The sequence below is a fragment of the Pantoea sp. CFCC18179 genome (genome assembly GCF_059412405.1).
Genome location: NZ_JBNBPM010000001.1, coordinates 833074 through 851857, shown reverse-complemented (window position 1 = coordinate 851857; position 18784 = coordinate 833074). Strand labels below are relative to the sequence as shown.

At 55.2% G+C, this 18784-nt stretch carries 19 protein-coding genes; 16 read left to right on the top strand and 3 right to left on the bottom strand.

Annotated elements, in window-relative coordinates:
* Positions 1 to 205 precede the first annotated feature (205 nt).
* Positions 206 to 1387 carry an MFS transporter gene (locus ACPUC7_RS03950; RefSeq protein ID WP_494921839.1) on the top strand — a complete coding sequence of 394 codons (1182 nt, stop codon included), beginning with the start codon at positions 206 to 208 and terminating at the stop codon, positions 1385 to 1387.
* Here ACPUC7_RS03950 and pdxR read toward each other — a convergent pair.
* Positions 1350 to 2786: a MocR-like pyridoxine biosynthesis transcription factor PdxR gene (pdxR, locus tag ACPUC7_RS03945; protein WP_494921838.1), complete on the bottom strand. Its 1437-nt coding sequence runs from the start codon at positions 2784 to 2786 to the stop codon at positions 1350 to 1352. The genes ACPUC7_RS03950 and pdxR overlap by 38 nt on opposite strands.
* 86 nt (positions 2787 to 2872) lie before the next feature.
* Between pdxR and ACPUC7_RS03940 the strand changes: the two genes are divergently transcribed.
* A complete protein-coding gene (locus ACPUC7_RS03940; RefSeq protein ID WP_494921837.1) occupies positions 2873 to 3316 on the top strand; it encodes a rhodanese-like domain-containing protein in 444 nt (147 codons plus the stop codon).
* On the opposite strand, the gene flk is transcribed toward ACPUC7_RS03940, so the two are convergent.
* A complete protein-coding gene (gene flk, locus ACPUC7_RS03935) occupies positions 3313 to 4344 on the bottom strand; it encodes a flagella biosynthesis regulator Flk (RefSeq protein WP_494921836.1) in 1032 nt (343 codons plus the stop codon). The genes ACPUC7_RS03940 and flk overlap by 4 nt on opposite strands.
* Positions 4345 to 4457: 113 nt before the next feature.
* Positions 4458 to 5363, bottom strand: coding sequence for a DMT family transporter (locus ACPUC7_RS03930; RefSeq protein ID WP_494921835.1), 906 nt, complete (start codon positions 5361 to 5363; stop codon positions 4458 to 4460).
* A gap of 94 nt (positions 5364 to 5457) precedes the next feature.
* Here ACPUC7_RS03930 and ACPUC7_RS03925 point away from each other — a divergent pair, with 94 nt between their 5' ends.
* The 14 genes from ACPUC7_RS03925 to ACPUC7_RS03860 all read left to right on the top strand — a co-directional run bounded on the left by ACPUC7_RS03925 (position 5458) and on the right by ACPUC7_RS03860 (position 18779).
* Positions 5458 to 6237, top strand: a complete 780-nt coding sequence (locus tag ACPUC7_RS03925) for an AraC family transcriptional regulator (protein WP_494921834.1) — start codon at positions 5458 to 5460, stop codon at positions 6235 to 6237.
* A gap of 58 nt (positions 6238 to 6295) precedes the next feature.
* Positions 6296 to 7420, top strand: coding sequence for a 4-phosphoerythronate dehydrogenase PdxB (gene pdxB, locus ACPUC7_RS03920; RefSeq protein WP_494921833.1), 1125 nt, complete (start codon positions 6296 to 6298; stop codon positions 7418 to 7420).
* Positions 7421 to 7522: 102 nt separating this feature from the next.
* Positions 7523 to 8533, top strand: a complete 1011-nt coding sequence (locus ACPUC7_RS03915; RefSeq protein WP_343553675.1) for an aspartate-semialdehyde dehydrogenase — start codon at positions 7523 to 7525, stop codon at positions 8531 to 8533.
* A complete protein-coding gene (gene truA, locus ACPUC7_RS03910) occupies positions 8533 to 9339 on the top strand; it encodes a tRNA pseudouridine(38-40) synthase TruA (RefSeq protein WP_343553674.1) in 807 nt (268 codons plus the stop codon). The genes ACPUC7_RS03915 and truA overlap by 1 nt, the downstream gene beginning before the upstream one ends.
* A 29-nt stretch (positions 9340 to 9368) precedes the next feature.
* Positions 9369 to 10031, top strand: coding sequence for a DedA family protein (locus ACPUC7_RS03905; protein WP_343553673.1), 663 nt, complete (start codon positions 9369 to 9371; stop codon positions 10029 to 10031).
* 132 nt (positions 10032 to 10163) lie between these two features.
* Positions 10164 to 11072, top strand: coding sequence for an acetyl-CoA carboxylase, carboxyltransferase subunit beta (accD, locus tag ACPUC7_RS03900; protein WP_343553672.1), 909 nt, complete (start codon positions 10164 to 10166; stop codon positions 11070 to 11072).
* 66 nt (positions 11073 to 11138) lie between these two features.
* Positions 11139 to 12407 carry a bifunctional tetrahydrofolate synthase/dihydrofolate synthase gene (gene folC / locus ACPUC7_RS03895; RefSeq protein ID WP_494921832.1) on the top strand — a complete coding sequence of 423 codons (1269 nt, stop codon included), beginning with the start codon at positions 11139 to 11141 and terminating at the stop codon, positions 12405 to 12407.
* Positions 12397 to 13146 carry a cell division protein DedD gene (gene dedD, locus ACPUC7_RS03890; protein ID WP_494921831.1) on the top strand — a complete coding sequence of 250 codons (750 nt, stop codon included), beginning with the start codon at positions 12397 to 12399 and terminating at the stop codon, positions 13144 to 13146. The genes folC and dedD overlap by 11 nt, the downstream gene beginning before the upstream one ends.
* Before the next feature lie 250 nt (positions 13147 to 13396).
* Positions 13397 to 13882 (top strand): colicin V production protein, encoded by a 486-nt coding sequence (gene cvpA, locus ACPUC7_RS03885; protein ID WP_008105200.1) that lies wholly within the window; start codon positions 13397 to 13399, stop codon positions 13880 to 13882.
* A 36-nt stretch (positions 13883 to 13918) separates the two neighbouring features.
* Positions 13919 to 15436: an amidophosphoribosyltransferase gene (purF, locus tag ACPUC7_RS03880; protein WP_008105199.1), complete on the top strand. Its 1518-nt coding sequence runs from the start codon at positions 13919 to 13921 to the stop codon at positions 15434 to 15436.
* A 116-nt stretch (positions 15437 to 15552) separates the two neighbouring features.
* Complete coding sequence (locus ACPUC7_RS03875; protein WP_494921830.1) at positions 15553 to 16122, top strand: UbiX family flavin prenyltransferase; 570 nt, start codon at positions 15553 to 15555, stop codon at positions 16120 to 16122.
* A 281-nt stretch (positions 16123 to 16403) separates the two neighbouring features.
* Positions 16404 to 17186, top strand: a complete 783-nt coding sequence (argT, locus tag ACPUC7_RS03870) for a lysine/arginine/ornithine ABC transporter substrate-binding protein ArgT (RefSeq protein ID WP_343553667.1) — start codon at positions 16404 to 16406, stop codon at positions 17184 to 17186.
* 193 nt (positions 17187 to 17379) lie between these two features.
* Positions 17380 to 18066 (top strand): histidine ABC transporter permease HisQ, encoded by a 687-nt coding sequence (locus ACPUC7_RS03865; RefSeq protein WP_343553666.1) that lies wholly within the window; start codon positions 17380 to 17382, stop codon positions 18064 to 18066.
* Positions 18063 to 18779, top strand: a complete 717-nt coding sequence (locus ACPUC7_RS03860) for an ABC transporter permease (RefSeq protein WP_343553665.1) — start codon at positions 18063 to 18065, stop codon at positions 18777 to 18779. Before ACPUC7_RS03865 ends, ACPUC7_RS03860 begins: the two co-directional genes overlap by 4 nt.
* Positions 18780 to 18784: the final 5 nt, after the last annotated feature.

Here is an 18784-nt window from a genome sequence, read left to right as displayed (position 1 = left end):
ATGGTGACCAGGCAATTCTGATTCTCAAGGGCCGGTTAATCCGGCCCTTGTTGTTTTTGACAATTCCCCCTTCGCTTACCTACACTCATCCTCCTCGGCTACGAAATAAAATTATCAATTCCATCTTGATGTGAACCAAATATCCCGTTTCTGTGTTACCGCAGCAAGCGCGCGTGTCTGGTGATTACAAGGAGTTCGAACGATCATGACCACCACTGCTGATGCGCAGACGCCATCCGTTTTGCCGCTCGCCTGCACCTCTTTTGCGGTATTCCTGACCTATTTAACCGCAGGTCTGGCGCTGCCGGTGATCCCGCTGTATGTCCATCAGGAATTGGGCATGAGCAACGTGATGGTGGGCGTAGCGGTCGGCATTCAGTTCTTTGCCACGCTATTAACGCGCAGTTTCGCCGGGCGTCGTGCCGACCAACATGGCGCCAAACTCACCACACAGCACGGCATGATCGCCATTGCGCTGGTGGGCGTGGCTTATCTGGCTGCGGCATTGCTGCCTGTTTCACCGTGGGCCAAATTTGGTTTGCTGGCAGTCGGGCGATTATTGCTCGGTTTTGGCGAAAGCTTGCTGCTGACCGGCAATCTGACGTGGGGCATGGGATTGGTCGGCAGCAAACGTTCCGGCTTGGTGATGTCGTGGAACGGCATGGCGATATATGGATCGCTGGCCGCTGGTGCGCCATTGGGTTTGTTGATAAATCAGCACGGCGGATTTGCCGCACTCGGCGCGGTCGCCATGTTGCTGCCGTTGCTGGCACTGGCGCTCAATAGTTGGATCAGCAAAGTGCCGGTGGCAGGAGGCGAACGCCCATCTCTGTTCAGTGTAGTGAAAATCATCTTCCAGCCAGGATTAGCGCTGGCGCTGCAAGGTACCGGTTTCGCTGTTATCGGCACGTTTACGTCGCTCTATTTCGCCGCTGAAAACTGGGGCAATGCCGGTTTCGCACTCACCGCTTTTGGCTGTGCTTTTGTTATGGTGCGGGTGTTCTTTGGCGGTTTGCCGGATCGCCATGGTGGGGTTAAAGTTGCGATGGTTTCGCTGCTGGTGGAGAGCGCCGGTTTACTGACGCTGGCCTTTGCCAGTTCTGGCGGGATGGCGCTGGTTGGTGCGGCTTTGACCGGCTGTGGCTGTTCGCTGATATTCCCGGCGCTGGGCGTTGAGGTGATAAAGCGCGTCTCGCCACAGATTCGTGGCACCGCACTTGGCGGCTTCTCGGCGTTTCAGGATATCGCTTACGGTGCCAGCGGCCCGTTAACCGGTTTGCTGGCGACCGCGCTCGGTTACGGTTCAGTCTATTTGGCCGGAGCGTGCTGCGCCGCGCTGGGGATTTTGGTTACCTGGACGTTTGCACGTCACGCGACAGCAGCATAACCAGCTTGTCGCAGGCGCTGATGATTTCTCCGGGCGTCAGCGCGGCGAACCCCAACAACCATCCCGCTTGTCGCGGGTTATCCGCATACAGCGGCGACAGGCGCGGCAATAACAATCCCATTTCGCCAGCTTGCTGGGTTAATCGCGCCTCATCGCCTTGCAGCAGTTGCACCGATAACTGCAAACCACCTGCCGCAGGCAAGGGTTTGATCCATGCTGGCAAGCGCGTTTCGATCTGCTCCAGTAAGCAATCTCGCCGACTGCGATACAACTGGCGCATCAAGCGCAAATGACTGGCGAAATGACCTTGTTGCATGAATTCGGCGGTAATCGCTTGCGGCAGTAAGGCGCTATGACCATCCATTACGCTGCGCGCGCGACCCAGCGCATCGACTAATTGCGGCGGCACCACCATCCAGGCGAGGCGCAGCGACGGAAATAACGTTTTGGAGAAGGTACCGAGGCATATTACCCGCGCATCCGCTTCCAATCCTTGCAGCGCCGGAGCAGGGCGATCGTCGTAGTGAAATTCGCTGTCGTAATCGTCCTCGATCAGCCAGCTATCATGCTGTTTTGCCCATGCCAGCCATGGTAACCGTCGCGCTAAACTCATCGGCGTGCCGCTGGGATAGTGATGCGCCGGGGTTAAATACACCAGCTTTGCGCTGCCATCGAGCGGCACAGCACCTTCAGCATCCAGCGGCATGGCGCGACAGCGCGCCCCAGCGGCAAGAAACGCATTGCGCGCGCCGGGATAACCCGGTTCCTCCAGCCACACATCATCTTGCGCATCGAGAAACATCAGCGCCAGCAATTGCAGCGCCTGTTGCGAACTGGTCAACATCACAATTTGTTCAGCTGAACAGCGCACACCACGCGACAGCGCCAGATAATCCGCCACCGCCTGGCGCAAAGCGGGTAATCCCAGCGGATCGCCATAACCCATCACTTTACTGCCTTGCGTGCGCTGCACTTGCGCGCTGATGCGGCGCCACTGCGCATGAGGAAAAGCGCGCAATTCCGGCGAACCGGCAGCAAAAGCATGCGGAAAAGGCGGATCCTGGCAACCGCCGGTCGCCAGTACTTGTTGACCGCGCAGCGAAAAGCGCGGCGAGCGATCCACGCTCGCTTTTGGCGTAGAGAGTGACATCTGAATCGAAACAAAGGTACCACGCCCGCTGTGACGTTGCAGATAGCCTTCGCTCTCCAGTTGCGCATAAGCCGCTTCCACCGTCACGCGTGACAGTGACAAATCCGCCGCCAATTGGCGGCTGGAAGGTAACTTTTGCTGATGGCGCAGATGCCCTTTGGCAATGGCCTGGCGCAGGGTGGCGCAAAGACGATCGCGCAGGCCACCTTGGGTTTGATGACTAAACAGCGATAAAAACGAGGTGCGCATAATGGTCTTATCACCATGATAAAAGTGGTATCAGTAAGCAGACCACTTTGCCGTAAACTGGCGGAAAATCACAGCGGGAGAATACGATGTCAGCGGTATTAAAATTTGCGCCAGCGAGCGCCGAACAAAGCGTGGCTTATCTGCAACATAAACTGGCGTATTACACCGATGCGTGGGATTTGGCCGAAGATATGGCGCAGGGCATTGGCGGGATTGTGGTGATAGATGCGCGTTCCAGCGAGGTCTATCAAGCCGGGCACATTTGTGGTGCGCAGTCGTTCCCGCATCGCACCATGAATGCGGAATCCACCACGCACCTTGATCGCAGCAAAGTCTACATCACCTATTGCGACGGTATTGGTTGCAACGGCTCAACCAAAGCGGCGCTCAAGCTGGCAGAGTTGGGTTTTCAGGTAAAGGAATTGATTGGTGGCCTGGATTTCTGGAAACGCGACGGTCATCCGATGGCGTGGGGCACAGCAGCGGGTGAATGGCCCAATGCCACGCCCGCTGCCAACTGCGGCTGCTAGATAAACAGCCACAGCAGGAAGATGAACAGGAAAAGCCCGGCGATTAGCGTGAATGCCGGGCGTTGCGCCAGCGGCTCTGGCAGCATCTGGATGAACGGCGACCAAATCGGCTGCGGGCGAATTTCGCTATCCGCCAGCGGCTGTTCATGCAGTTTCTCAGCGCGACGGCTAAACAGCAGATTAAGCAAATCCTGCGTCTGGGTTGGCGTCAATACCGTTTGCGGCGTCGCCTGGAAACGCTGCTGGCTGTAATCCTCCAGCAAACGCTGCTCATCATGGGTCAGTGGCTGACGCAATGAGGTTTCCAGCATCTGCAAGGTGGGCGCGCTGTGCTGCGCTAGCGTCTGGCGCACCTGCAAATATTGCGTCAGCAACGGGAAGTGGCGGGAAGGAATCGGATCGCCACTTTTCAAATTCACCAGCTTCAAGGTATCAGCCAGCAATTTCACCGGCGATTCACCGGTTTTCGCCGCCAGTCGCGTAACCTGCTGATTCAGTGATTGCTGCTCGGCGGGTAACAACGAACGATCCGAGACGCGCGTTTGCTGCGGCTGCGGGATCGTCATCTGCCCGTTTTGCAACATCGTCAATACCTGACGCAGTTGATCCTGCGACAGCGCACTTAACACCGTTTGATTAAACTGCTGACGAATAAACTCGCTCACCGCCTGGCGATTGTTGCCCTGCGGCAATTTTTCCAGCAACTGTTGCAATAACTGACGCGTGGCAAGGCTGTTTTGTACCTGAGTCAAGCGACCATTCAGGTGCTGTTCTGCCGCCGGGAAATGACGTGATTGCAGCTCTGCTTCATTTTTCACGCCAACTTCATGACGCACGCCCGCCCACAGCTCGGGGGCTTTCAGCGTGCTCAACGACATGATGCGCACAATCAGGCGCTCCAGCGTGGTACGTTGGGCAGGAGATAGCGGCTGTTCACCGGCAGGACCGCCAGGACGAGCAGGGCCAGTCGCTGGCGTTAAAGAGGAACGATCGCCCGCGGGCACACCGGGACCGCTGATAGGTTGCATGGCGGAATCCTTGAAAAACGGGTCAGATCCGGGTGCGCCGGAAAAACGAGGCCATATGATAGCAAAAGCCCCCAGGAAATCCACGGGGGCTGCGGCCTTTCCGGATAATAAAATCAGGCGGCGGGATCCGCCAGGCTGGCGTTACGTGGCTTACGAAGCGGTGTTTTCAGACGTTGCGCCAGGATCACGCCCACTAATGTCATTCCGCCGCCAATCCAGTGATAAGCATGCAACTGCTCGTGCAGGAACATCACTGCGATAATTGCAGTAAAGGCCGGTACGAAGTTCATGAAAATACTGGTGGTGCTGGCGCCGAGTCGCTGCACACCGAGGATCCACAAGAATGGCGCAATAATTGAGGCAAACAATCCGGCATACAGCACCAACGGCAGGTTATGCGGATTGAGTGACACATCCGGCGCGCGCAGGAATCCGGGCAGCAGCAGCAGCACGCCAAAGAAAATCTGCACAAACAGGCTTTGCCAGGTCGGCAGTGGAATTGCCCAGCGCTTCGTCAACACGCCGTACAGCGCGTAAGAGGTTGATGCCGCCAACATCATCAATTCGCCATTGCCGAGACGTTGATTGAGCAACTGCGCAGGATTGCCTTCGCTGACCAGCCACACCAAACCGACAAACGATAAAATCCCGCCAATCAGGATGCCGCGTGTTGGCGCAAGGCGCAGCACCACGATGCTTAACAAAATGGTCAGCAGCGGAATGGTCGCGCCAAGAATGCCCATCATCACCGCCGACACGCTGTGCGCCGCGTAGTACGCCAGACTTTGATACAGCACCATGCCGAGCAGGCCAAGCGTCAATAAACGCCAGCCGTTGGCTTTAATGGTGTGACGATGACGCCATACGCCCGGCAGGCAAAATGGCGCTAACACCAGCAGCGCCAGCAACCAGCGATAAAAGGAGATCGCTGCCGGATCGATACTGCCGGCCGAGAGTTTGCTGACGATTGTGTTGATCGACCAGATCAGCACCGCGATCAGCGGAAACAGTAAATTCATGATACAGCTCCTCAGATAATCGCGAATAGTTTACGTTTGACCGGTTTAAACTAGATAGTTAAAATCGGACAATATTTGTTAGTGACCGGACAGAATGAATCTTCAAGTCGAATATCAACCGCCGATTGATGCGCCGTTATTACGCTTCTTCATGCGCTACGACGAGGTCAATGCCAAAACTGAATATCTGCCGCATGCGCACGATTGGGGGCAGGCGATATTCGTCACTAGCCATGTGCTGGAGATGGAAGTGGAAGGTGAACGTCTGCTGACGCCCGCCGATATGCCGATCTGGATCCCGCCCGGCCATCGCCACAGCAGCTACAACCACAATTACGCGCGTTTTTGCACCTTCAATCTTGCCGCCGATCTTTGCACTGATATGCCGGATAAAGCCTGCCTGCTGCATGTCGATGGCATTGTGCATGCTGTCATGAGCGAGTTTGCATCCCGTGAACTGGAGCAACCGCAAACGCAAGCCGATTGGCGTTTATGTGAAGTGCTGATTGATCGGCTGCGTGTAGCGCCGGTGCACAACAGCTATTTGCCGATGTCGGATGACAAATTTCTCGCGCCGATTTTGCGCGCGCTTGAAGCGCATCCCGGCGACAACACCACACTGGCACAATGGGCGAAGCGGGTGTTCACCACCGAGCGTACGCTGGCGCGACGTTGTCAGCAGCAGCTGAATATGTCGTTCAGCGAATGGCGGCAGCGTTTACGTTTTTTGCGCGCTATCGCTTTGCTGGAGCAGGGTTGCAGCGTGCAGGGCATCGCGCATGAACTGGGCTACAGTTCGGCGTCGGCGCTGATTGTGATGTTCCAGCAACAGGCCGGCACCACGCCCGATCGCTATCGCAGCCGGTTAGGTTAATCTCCGGCTTTATGGCAAAATACGCGCCTCAAAATTCTTCGCAGACAGGACCGCCGCAGTGAAAATTCTCGTCGATGAAAATATGCCTTATGCCCGTGAACTGTTCAGCCGCACTGGCGATGTTGTCGCCGTGCCGGGACGTCCGCTGCCAGAAGCCGAGCTGCAAGATGCCGACGGCCTGATGGTGCGCTCGGTCACCAAAGTCAACGCGGCGCTGTTAGCGGGAACGCCAGTGAAATTTGTTGGCACCGCGACGGCGGGCACCGATCACGTTGACGATGCATCGCTGGCGGCGGCCGGTATTAGCTTCTCGGCGGCGCCGGGTTGTAACGCGATTGCGGTGGTGGAATATGTGTTCTCTTCACTGCTGCTGCTGGCCGAGCGCGATGGCTTTGCGCTGCGCGAACGTACCGTTGGCATTGTTGGCGTCGGCAATGTCGGTGGCAGATTGCAGAAGCGGCTTGAAGCATGGGGCGTGAAAACCCTGCTGTGCGATCCACCGCGCGCCGATCGTGGCGATCAGGAAGCATTCCATTCACTGGATGAGCTGGTCGCGCAGGCCGATATCCTGACTTTCCACACGCCGCTGTTCAAAGATGGCCCGTATAAAAGCTGGCATCTGGCTGATGCGGCGCTGCTGATGGCGCTGAAACCCAATACCATTCTGATCAACGCCTGTCGCGGTGCGGTGGTGGATAACGCCGCGCTGCTGGAAGTGCTGAAAATGCGTCACGATCTCAGCGTAGTGCTGGATGTGTGGGAGCCGGAACCGGATCTGTCACTGGATCTGCTGGATAAAGTCGATATTGCTACCGCACACATCGCCGGTTACACGCTGGAGGGCAAAGCGCGCGGTACCACGCAAGTGTTTGAAGCCTGGTGTGAATTTATCGGTCAGCCGCAGCAGGTCTCGCTTGATAGCCTGTTGCCTGCGCCAGAATTTGGCTCTGTTACGTTACGCGGCAAACTCGATCAGCCAACGCTAAAACGCCTGGTGCATCTGGTGTATGATGTGCGCCGCGATGATGCGCCGCTGCGTAAAGTGGCTGCGCAGCCGGGCGAGTTTGATCGCCTGCGCAAACAATATGAAGAGCGTCGTGAATGGTCATCGTTGCAGGTAAATTGCGATGATGCCGAGACGGCGGCGATGCTCAATCAACTCGGCTTTCGCGCCAGTTTGTAAAGTTAATTCAATCACCTGCGATAATGTGCGGGAAAAATCCTAAATCTCGGGCGGTGTTTTCACCGCCTTCTGTTTTTGTGTCATTGTCTGGAGTAAACCAACATGTCTGACGGCTGGAATATCGCGCTTTTAGGCGCAACAGGCGCAGTAGGGAACGCTGTACTGGAACTGCTGGCTGAACGCCAGTTCCCGGTTGGTGAGTTGTATTTGCTGGCAAGTGAAAACGGTGCTGGTGAAAACAAACGTTTTGAGGGACGTACCGTAATCGTGCAAGACGCGGCAGAATTTGACTGGACGCAGGTACAACTGGCGTTCTTTACTGCCGGACGTGAAGCGTCGGCGCGCTATGCCGAAGAAGCTGCCAGCCAGGGTTGTTTGGTGATCGACAGCAGCGATCTGTTCGCGCTGGAGCCGGATGTGCCGCTGGTGGTGCCAGACGTCAATCCGCAAGTGCTGGCTGATTATCGTAATCGCAACATCATCACCGTTGCGGATAGCCTGGTAAGCCAGCTGCTGTGCGCCATCAAACCGCTGGTGGATCTGGCCGGTTTGAGCCGTTTGCAGGTAACTAACCTGATCGCCGCTTCCAGCCACGGTAAAGCCGCGGTAGATGGTTTGGCGGGCGAAAGCGCGCGTTTACTCAATGGTGTTCCGGCGGAAACCCACTATTTTGGCCGCCAGTTGGCGTTCAACATGTTGCCGCTGTTAGCTGACAGCAACGGCAGCGTTGAGAGCGAGCGCCGCGTGGTTGAACAGGTGCGTAAAGTGTTGCAGGACGAAGGTTTGCCGATTGCTGTGACCAGCATTCAAGCGCCGGTGTTTTATGGCAATGCGCAGATCGTGCACGTTGAGAATCTGCGTCCACTGTCAGCGGAAGAAGCGCGTGATGAACTGGGCCGTGGCGGTGATATCAATCTGACTGAAGAGAGCGATTATCCAACGCAAGTGGGTGATGCTTCTGGTAGCGATGTGCTGAGCATCGGCTGCGTGCGCAACGATTATGGCATGCCAGAACAGCTGCAATTCTGGTCGGTATCCGACAACGTCCGCTTCGGCGGTGCACTGATGGCAGTGAAAACTGCCGAGAAGCTGGTGCAGGAGTATTTCTATTAATGTTACCTGAAGGTAAGACGCTTAAGCTGGCGTTGGGTATTGAATACGATGGCAGCCGTTATTACGGCTGGCAGCGGCAAAACGAAGTGCGTAGCGTGCAGGAAAAGCTGGAAAAAGCGCTGTCGAAAGTGGCGGATCATCCGGTGGTGGTGTTTTGTGCCGGCCGCACCGATGCCGGTGTGCATGGCACCGGACAAGTGGTGCATTTCGAAACCACTTCGCCACGCGCTGATGCCGCCTGGACGTTAGGCGTGAATGCCAATCTGCCGGCGGACATCGCGGTGCGTTGGGTGAAAGCGGTGCCGGAAGAGTTTCATGCGCGTTTTAGCGCCACCGCACGGCGTTATCGTTATGTGATTTACAACCATCGGCTGCGTCCGGCGATTCTGGCGCAAGGCATTACCCATTTTTACCATCCGCTGGATGTGGAAAAAATGCAGCGCGCCGGTCAAGTGTTGATTGGCGAGAACGACTTTACCTCGTTCCGCGCGGTGCAGTGCCAATCACGTACGCCGTGGCGCAACGTGATGCATCTGAATGTGACGCGTCATGGTCCGTATGTGGTGGTGGATATCAAAGCCAACGCCTTTGTACATCACATGGTGCGCAACATTGTTGGCAGCCTGATGGAAATAGGTTGCGGCAATCAGCCTGAAGAGTGGATGGCGACGCTGTTAGCCGCGAAAGATCGTACGTTGGCGGCGGCGACCGCCAAAGCCGAGGGGCTCTATTTGGTGGCGGTGGATTATCCATCCCACTTTGCATTACCTCAGCCTGCGTTGGGACCGTTGTTCCTTGCAGATTAACCGTTAATTAATGGACGTCGGGGAGACGTATGGAATTCATCCACTTTCTAATCGATTTTATTCTGCATATTGATGTGCATTTGGCGGAGTTGGTGGCGCAGTACGGCGTGTGGATCTACGCCATTCTGTTCTTGATTCTGTTCTGTGAAACCGGTTTGGTGGTTACCCCGTTCTTGCCGGGCGACTCGCTGCTGTTTGTGGCTGGCGCGCTAGCGGCGTTGCCTGGCAACGATCTCAACGTGCATGTGATGGTGACTTTGCTGGTGATCGCCGCCATCCTCGGTGATGCGGTGAACTACACTATTGGTCGTCTGTTCGGTGAGAAGCTGTTTAGCAATCCGAACTCGAAAATTTTCCGTCGCAGCTATCTGGATAAAACCCACGCGTTCTACGATCGCCACGGCGGCAAAACCATTATACTTGCGCGCTTTGTGCCAATCGTGCGAACCTTTGCCCCCTTTGTGGCAGGGATGGGGCACATGTCTTATCGCCACTTTGCGCTCTTTAACGTTACGGGCGCGCTGCTGTGGGTGCTGTTGTTCTCTTATGCCGGTTACCTGTTTGGTGATTTGCCGGTAGTACAAGAGAACCTCAAGTTGCTGATTGTTGGCATTATCGTGGTTTCGATACTGCCAGGCGTCATTGAAGTGTGGCGTCATCGTCGTCAGGCGCGTCAGCAGAAGTCACAGTAACGCCGTAACCAGATTTTTATCCACAGCGTGAACGGGTTGTGGTTTAATGAGCGACATTTACGGCCTGCTGAAGGTGATTTCAGCAGTAACGAGAAGACTGGACCAGGTCAGCATTAAATAGAAAGGTCATCAATGAGCTGGATTGAACGCATACTGAATAAAAGCACTACCACGCCAACGCGCAAAGCCAGCATCCCGGAAGGGGTGTGGACCAAGTGCGATAGCTGTGGTCAGGTGCTGTACCGCGCCGAACTGGAGCGTAACCTCGAGGTCTGCCCGAAGTGCGACCATCACATGCGCATGCACGCTCGTGAGCGTCTGCATAGCATGCTGGATGAGGGTTCGCTGGTTGAGCTGGGAAGCGAGCTGGAGCCAAAGGATCTGCTGAAGTTCCGCGACTCCAAGAAGTACAAAGATCGTCTGGTCGCTGCACAGAAAGATACCGGCGAGAAAGACGCACTGATCACCATGAAAGGTACGCTGCACGGCATGCCGGTTGTGGCAGTGGCGTTTGAGTTCTCCTTTATGGGCGGCTCAATGGGTTCTGTGGTTGGCGCGCGTTTTGTACGGGGTGTTGAGCAGGCGTTGGAAGACAACTGCCCGCTGATCTGCTTCTCCGCTTCTGGCGGTGCGCGTATGCAAGAAGCGCTGCAATCCCTGATGCAGATGGCGAAAACCAGTGCTGCACTGGCGAAAATGCAGGAGCGCGGCTTGCCGTACATCTCTGTATTGACCGACCCAACCATGGGTGGCGTCTCTGCGAGCTTCGCAATGTTGGGCGATCTCAACGTAGCGGAGCCGAAAGCTCTGATCGGCTTTGCCGGTCCACGCGTTATCGAGCAGACCGTGCGTGAAAAACTGCCGCCGGGCTTCCAGCGCAGTGAGTTCCTGATTGAAAAAGGCGCGATCGACATGATCATCCGTCGTCCGGAAATGCGCTTTAAGCTGGCAAGCCTGCTGGCGAAAATGATGAACCTGCCAGCGCCAGTGCTGGATGGTGATCAGCCTAACGCGGCTGAGCCGGAGAGCAACGAAGCCTGACAGGCAACGGAAAGGCGCAGCGATGCGCCTTTTTACCAATGCACCGTAAATCAGTAAACGGGACACATGGACAATTCTCTTCTCCCTCAAGCCACGTCGCCTTTGGCCACGTGGCTTCATTATCTTGAGCACCTGCATTCTCAGGCCATTGAACTCGGCCTGGACCGTATTCAACGCGTCGCTGAACGTCTCGACTTGCTCAAACCCGCTCCGTTTATCTTCACCGTCGCCGGTACCAACGGCAAAGGTACCACTTGCCGTACACTGGAAACGCTGCTGATGGCCGCGGGTTATCGCGTGGGCGTTTACAGTTCGCCTCATCTGATGCGCTATACCGAGCGGGTGCGCGTGCAGGGTACTGAACTGGATGAAGCGCTACACAGCGCCAGTTTCGCCAGCATTGAAGCGGGACGTGGTGAAATCTCACTCACCTATTTTGAGTTTGGCACCTTGTCGGCGCTAAATCTGTTCCGCGATGCCAATCTTGATGTCGTGATCCTCGAAGTTGGCCTTGGCGGTCGTCTAGATGCCACTAACATCGTCGATGCCGATGTGGCGGTAATCACCAGTATCGCACTCGATCACACCGATTGGCTGGGGCCGGATCGCGAAAGTATCGGCCGTGAAAAAGCCGGCGTGTTCCGTGCAGGTAAACCGGCGGTGGTGGGTGAAGCCGATATGCCGAGTACCATCGCCGATGTAGCAGCTGAGAAGGGCGCGCAACTGTTGCAGCGCAATCGTGATTGGCAGTGGCAGCAAACCGGTGATAGCTGGATGTTGCAGGATGCGCACGGTGAGCTGCGCGATCTGCCGCTACCGCAAGTGCCATTGCCGAATGCGGCAACGGCATTGACCGCGCTGCGTGCATCGGGTTTGCAGGTGAGTGAGGCGATCATTCGCCAGCATCTGCCGCTGGCGATTTTGCCGGGGCGTTTCCAGTCCGTGAGCGAATCGCCACGCGTGATTCTGGATGTGGCGCACAATCCGCATGCCGCTTATTATCTGGCTTCGCGTTTGGCTGAGTTGCCTCACAACGGCCAGGTGCATGCGGTGGTTGGCATGCTGCATGATAAAGACATCGCCGGAACGTTGGCGGCGCTGGCCCCGCAGGTGAATCATTGGTACTGCGCGCCGCTTGATGGCCCGCGCGGTGCTTCAGCGGATGAGCTGATAGCACATCTGGAAGGTGGCGTAGCATACCGCAATGTGGATGCTGCGTGGCAAGCGGCGCGCCAGCAGGCGCGTCCCGAAGATGTGATTCTGGTCTGTGGATCTTTCCACACCGTAGCGCAAGTTATGGAATCGATGACAGCGGAGAACGGCAGTGGCAAGTAAGTTTCAAAATCGCTTAGTCGGTACGGTCATTCTGGTGGCGATTGGCGTCATCGTGCTGCCGGGCCTGCTGGACGGTAAGAAAAAGCATTATAAAGAAGAGTTCGCCGCGATCCCGCTGGTGCCGAAACCGGACGATCAGCAGGATAGCGAAATGGTGCCACCGGTGACGCAACCTTTACCGTCGCAACCGCCAGAAGGTGCCAGCGCGGCGCAGAATCAGGAAGGTGGCAAAACGGCGACCACGGGCAGCACGCAACCGGCGCAGAATACCGAACCGAGTGTGGTGACGCCGCCGCCGGTACATCAGCAAGTTCAGCCGAAACCGGTAGAACAGCCGAAGCCAAAACCGGTCGAGCAGCCGAAACCGAAGCCGGTGGAACAACCGAAGCCAAAACCGGTAGAACAACCGAAACCGAAGCCGGTCGAACAACCGAAACCGGTTGAGCAGAGCAAGCCAACTGAAACGCCGAAGCAGAGTGAGCCAGAAGCGCCTGCGGGTCAGGCATTTGTGGTGCAGCTTGGTGCGCTGAAGAACGCGGCGAAAGTGAGTGAGATTGTGGCGCAGCTGCGACTCTCCGGTTATCGTGCCTTTACCGTTCCTTCCACGCCGGTGCAGGGATCGATTACCCGCATTTATGTCGGTCCGGATGCCTCTAAGGCCAAGTTGCAGAGTTCATTAAGTGAGCTGCAAAGCATTTCTGGTCTGGGCGGCGTAGTGAAGCCGTATAGCGCGAGATAATGCGTTGATAAGTCGCGCCGATAGCAGTAAAAGGCGCGACTAAATTGCACATGATTAGCGAAGCGTAATTGAAAAAGTATTTAATATCAGTCAATTAAAAGATTGATATCCCATCGGGCGAGGAAAGTTTTTTTCATCGCCCTTTTTACGGATGCAGAACCGGAAAACCCTACGCAAACGTTTTCTTTTTCTGTTAGAATGCGCCCCGAACTGGATGCAGGGGTGCAATAGCACTGGGCTGGAAGAGTTCATGATCTGGATTGATTACGTCATTATTGCGGTAGTTGGTTTTTCGGCTTTGGTCAGCCTGATTCGTGGGTTTGTCCGTGAAGCCTTATCTCTCGTTACCTGGGGATGCGCGTTCTTTGTCGCCAGTCATTATTACGCCTACCTTGCAGTCTGGTTTACCGGTTTCAGTGACGAACTGGTTCGCAACGGCATCGCCATCGCGGTGTTATTCGTTGCCACCCTTATTGTGGGTGCCATCGTCAACTATGTCATCGGCTCGCTGGTTGAGAAAACTGGCTTGTCGGGAACCGACAGGGTGTTGGGGGTCTGTTTCGGGGCGTTGCGTGGCGTACTGATCGTATCTGCTATGCTCTTTTTCCTCGATACATTCACCGGCTTCTCGAAAAGCCCCGACTGGCAACAGTCGCAACTTATCCCCGAATTCAGTTACATCATCAGGTGGTTCTTTGATTACCTGAAAAGTACGTCGAGTTTTTTACCCCGGTGACACCATCGGGCGTGCGGCTAATGAGGAAAAGACAATATGTGCGGTATTGTTGGTATCACCGGTTTTATGCCAGTAAACCAGTCAATCTATGACGCGTTAACGGTGCTTCAGCACCGCGGGCAGGATGCCGCCGGCATTTGTACCATCGATGCTATTAACTGCTTCCGTTTGCGTAAAGCCAATGGTTTGGTCAGTGATGTGTTCGAAGCGCGCCACATGCAGCGTTTGCAGGGTAACATCGGGATTGGTCACGTGCGTTATCCCACAGCAGGCAGCTCCAGCGCCTCTGAAGCGCAGCCTTTCTATGTGAATTCGCCTTACGGCATCACATTGGCGCACAACGGTAACCTGACCAACGCACACGAGCTGCGTAAGCAACTGTTCGAAACGGGTCGCCGTCACGTTAATACCACCTCAGACTCCGAAATCCTGCTGAACATCTTCGCGCAGGAACTGGATCGTTTTCAGCATTACCCGCTGGAAGCGGACAACATTTTTGCTGCGGTGGCGGCGGTGCATCAGCAGGTGCGCGGCGCTTACGCAGTGGTTTCGATGATCATCGGTCACGGCATGGTGGCGTTCCGCGATCCCAACGGCATTCGTCCGCTGGTGCTGGGCAAGCGCGTGATTGCAGATGGTCGCACTGAATACATGGTGGCCTCGGAAAGCGTGGCGCTGGATACCCTGGGCTTCGAGTTCATTCGTGACGTCGCGCCAGGCGAAGCGGTGTACATCACCGAACAAGGCCAGCTTTCTACCCGTCAATGTGCCGAGAACCCGAAAACCAATCCGTGCTTGTTCGAATACGTGTACTTTGCCCGTCCGGATTCCTTCCTCGACAAAATTTCGGTGTACAGCGCACGTGTGCGCATGGGCACCAAGTTGGGCAACAAAATTGCGCGTGAGTGGGAAGATTTGGATATCGACGTGGTGATTCCGATTCCGGAAACTTCCACCGATATCGCGCTGGAAATCGCCCGCATCCTCGACAAGCCGTATCGTCAAGGTTTCGTGAAAAACCGCTATGTTGGCCGCACCTTTATCATGCCGGGCCAGCAGCAGCGCCGCAGCGCGGTTCGCCGTAAGCTGAACGCCAACCGTGCTGAGTTCCGCGATAAAAACGTGTTGCTGGTGGATGATTCCATCGTGCGTGGTACCACCTCAGAGCAGATTATTGAGATGGCACGTGAAGCGGGCGCCAAGAAAGTGTATCTCGCCTCAGCGGCACCGGAAATTCGTTTCCCGAACGTCTATGGCATCGATATGCCAAGCGCCACTGAGCTTATTGCACACGGTCGTGAAGTTGACGAGATTTGCCAGCTGATCAAAGCGGATGCGCTGATTTTCCAGGATCTTAACGATCTGATTGAAGCGGTGCGCGAAGAGAATCCGGATATCGCCAACTTCGAGTGCTCGGTGTTCAACGGTATTTACGTCACCAAAGATGTCGATCAACAGTACCTTGAGTATTTGCAGTCGCTGCGTAATGACGATTCCAAAGCCATTGCACGTCAGACCGAAGTCGAAGGTTTGGAGCTGCATAACGAAGGTTAATTTCCACGTTGTGGCATAGCATCAACAGGGCGGGCGCAATCCCGCCCTGTTTGTTTTTGTATTTTTGTTCAGGGAGCCGCTATCATTGCCGCAATCTGAACGGGTAAGGCTGAATTATGAAACGACTGATCATTGGTATTTCCGGCGCCAGCGGCGCGATCTATGGCGTGCGCATGTTGCAAGTGCTGCAACCGCTCGCCGATGTGGAAACCCATTTGGTGATCAGTCCTGCGGCACGACAAACCCTGGCGCTGGAAACGGATTACAGCCTGCGCGATGTGCAAGCGATGGCTGATGTGGTGCATGACGTGCGCGATATTGCGGCCAGTATTTCGTCCGGCTCGTTCAAAACGCTCGGCATGGCGATTGCGCCCTGTTCGATGAAAACGCTGTCGGGCATTGTGCACAGCTACAGCGATAGCTTATTGACGCGCGCCGCCGATGTGGTGTTGAAAGAGCAGCGCAAGCTGGTGTTGTGCGTGCGCGAAACGCCACTGCATTTGGGCCACTTACGCATGATGACCACCGCTGCCGAGTTGGGCGCGCTGATTATGCCGCCGGTGCCCGCGTTCTATCATCGTCCACAATCGATTGGTGACCTGGTTGATCAAACCATCAATCGTGTGCTGGACCAGTTCGATATCGAGTTACCTGAAGATCTTTTCACTCGCTGGAATGGCGCATAACGGTGCATTAATGCACTGCTTGTGTGCAATTTCGCGTGCGCGATCACTCTTCGTGCATCTTGTGCACCAAAAGTTAACAATGTCGCTTTTTCTTCCTCACACCGCTGTTATATTTCCCTCACAAACTAAGTGCTTGCGCCGCTTATCGGTGCGGTATTTAGTGCGCTTGCGCATGCTTTAGCCGATTCGCATAACTGGCATGAAACGTGCACATCTTTCAGCGCAAACCAACAACACATCACGAACCACATAACAATAAGCACTTCACTTGAGGGTTACCTATGAAAAAGCGAGTTTTGGCTCTTTCTCTGATGCTGGCGATGGCAAGTAGCGCGAGTGTTTTCGCCGCCGTGCCGAAAAATGTGCGCATCGGAACTGACCCGACTTATCCGCCATTCGAATCCAAGAACGCGCAAGGCCAACTGGTTGGCTTTGATATCGATCTGGCAAACGAAATTTGTAAGCGTATCAAGACCCAATGTACTTATGTGGAAAGTGACTTCGATGCGCTGATCCCGTCGCTGAAAGCCAAGAAAATCGACGCCATCATTTCATCCCTGTCGATCACTGAAAAGCGTCAGGAAGAGATCGCCTTCTCCGAGAAGCTGTACGCCGCAAACGCGCGTTTAGTCGCGCCGAAAGGTTCTACGCTGCAACCGACCATTGAATCGCTGAAAGGCAAAAACATCGGCCTGCTGCAAGGCACCACGCAAGAAACCTATGCGAAGGAGAACTGGCAGCCAAAAGGTGTCACTGTGACGCCATACGCTAACCAGGATCTGGTGTATCAGGATCTGAATGCTGGCCGTATTGATGCCGCGTTCCAGGACGAAGTGCAGGCGAGCGAAGGCTTCCTGAAACAGCCAGTGGGCAAAAATTATGCATTTGCCGGTCCGGCAGTGAAAGACGACAAAATCTTCGGCGTCGGTACCGGTATGGGCCTGCGTAAAGATGATGCCGATCTGAAAGCCGCGATTGATAAAGCCTTTACCGACATGCGTAAAGACGGCACTTACGACAAGATTGCCAAGAAGTATTTTGATTTTAACGTGTACGGCGACTAACAGTTCTGTTCCTGATCGTGCTGTTTGAATTGCAGGAAGGTGGGTCATAAGTATTCACTCCGGGCGCTTACTTATGTAAACTGCCCGGCTTCATACGCTTGCCGCCATCCATCCTGCGATTCAAATCTCCTGGTTAGGACTGTCCGTCAGTTGGGCAGCGTTTGTTTTTTACCCTCACGACAGGATTGAACCCATGTTGTATGGCTATTCTGATGTAATCCTCAAGGGCACCCTTGTCACACTGGAGCTGGCGCTCAGCTCGGTGTTGCTGGCGGTGGTGCTCGGTTTAATTGGCGCTGGCGCCAAACTTTCCCGCAATCGCCTGCTGGCGATGATTTTTGAAGGTTACACCACGCTGATTCGCGGTGTACCCGATTTAGTACTCATGCTGCTGATCTTCTATGGTTTGCAGATCGCCCTGAATACCCTCACCGATGCACTTGGCCTGGCGCAGTTTGATATCGACCCGATGGTCGCCGGTATCATCACGCTCGGTTTCATCTACGGCGCTTACTTTACCGAAACCTTCCGCGGCGCGTTCCTGGCGGTGCCGAGAGGGCAGATCGAAGCGGCCACCGCCTTTGGATTCACCGGTTCGCAAACTTTCCGCCGTATCTTGTTCCCGGCGATGATGCGTTTTGCGCTGCCGGGCATCGGCAACAACTGGCAGGTAATTTTGAAAGCCACCGCGTTGGTATCGCTGCTTGGTCTGGAAGACGTGGTGAAAGCGACTCAACTGGCCGGGAAAAGTACCTGGCAGCCGTTCTACTTCGCGATTGTCGCGGGAGTGATTTATCTGGTGTTTACCACGCTATCGAATGGCGTGTTGTGGTGGCTTGAACGCCGCTACACCGTAGGTGTGAAAAGGGCAGAGCTATGATCGAGATTATTCAGGAATATTGGAAACAACTGCTCTGGACCGACGGTTATCGTTTCACCGGCATCGCGATTACGCTGTGGTTATTGATTCTTTCCGTAGTGATTGGTGGTTCGCTGGCGGTACTGCTGGCGATTGCACGCGTATCGTCAAATCGCTTTATCTCCACGCCGGTTTGGCTGTTCACCTACGTGTTTCGCGGCACGCCGCTGTATGTGCAGTTGCTGGTGTTTTACTCCGGCATGTACACGCTGGAAATCGTCAAAGGCACCGAACTGTTAAACGCCTTCTTCCGCAGCGGCCTGAATTGTACGCTGCTGGCGTTCACGCTTAACACCTGCGCCTACACCACTGAAATTTTTGCCGGTGCGATTCGTGCCGTGCCGCACGGAGAAATCGAGGCGGCGCGTGCTTATGGCTTCTCGCCGTTTAAGCTTTATCGCTGCATTATTTTGCCTTCGGCGCTGCGTACCGCGTTGCCGGCTTACAGTAACGAAGTCATTTTGATGCTGCACTCCACCGCGCTGGCGTTTACTGCCACGGTGCCGGATCTGCTGAAAATCGCACGCGATATCAACTCGGCGACTTATCAGCCGTTTACCGCTTTTGGCATCGCTGCGGTGCTGTATCTGATTATCTCTTACGTGTTGATTAGCCTGTTCCGTAAAGCCGAACGTCGCTTCCTTGCGCACGTAAAACCTTCTTCATCGCATTGAGTATC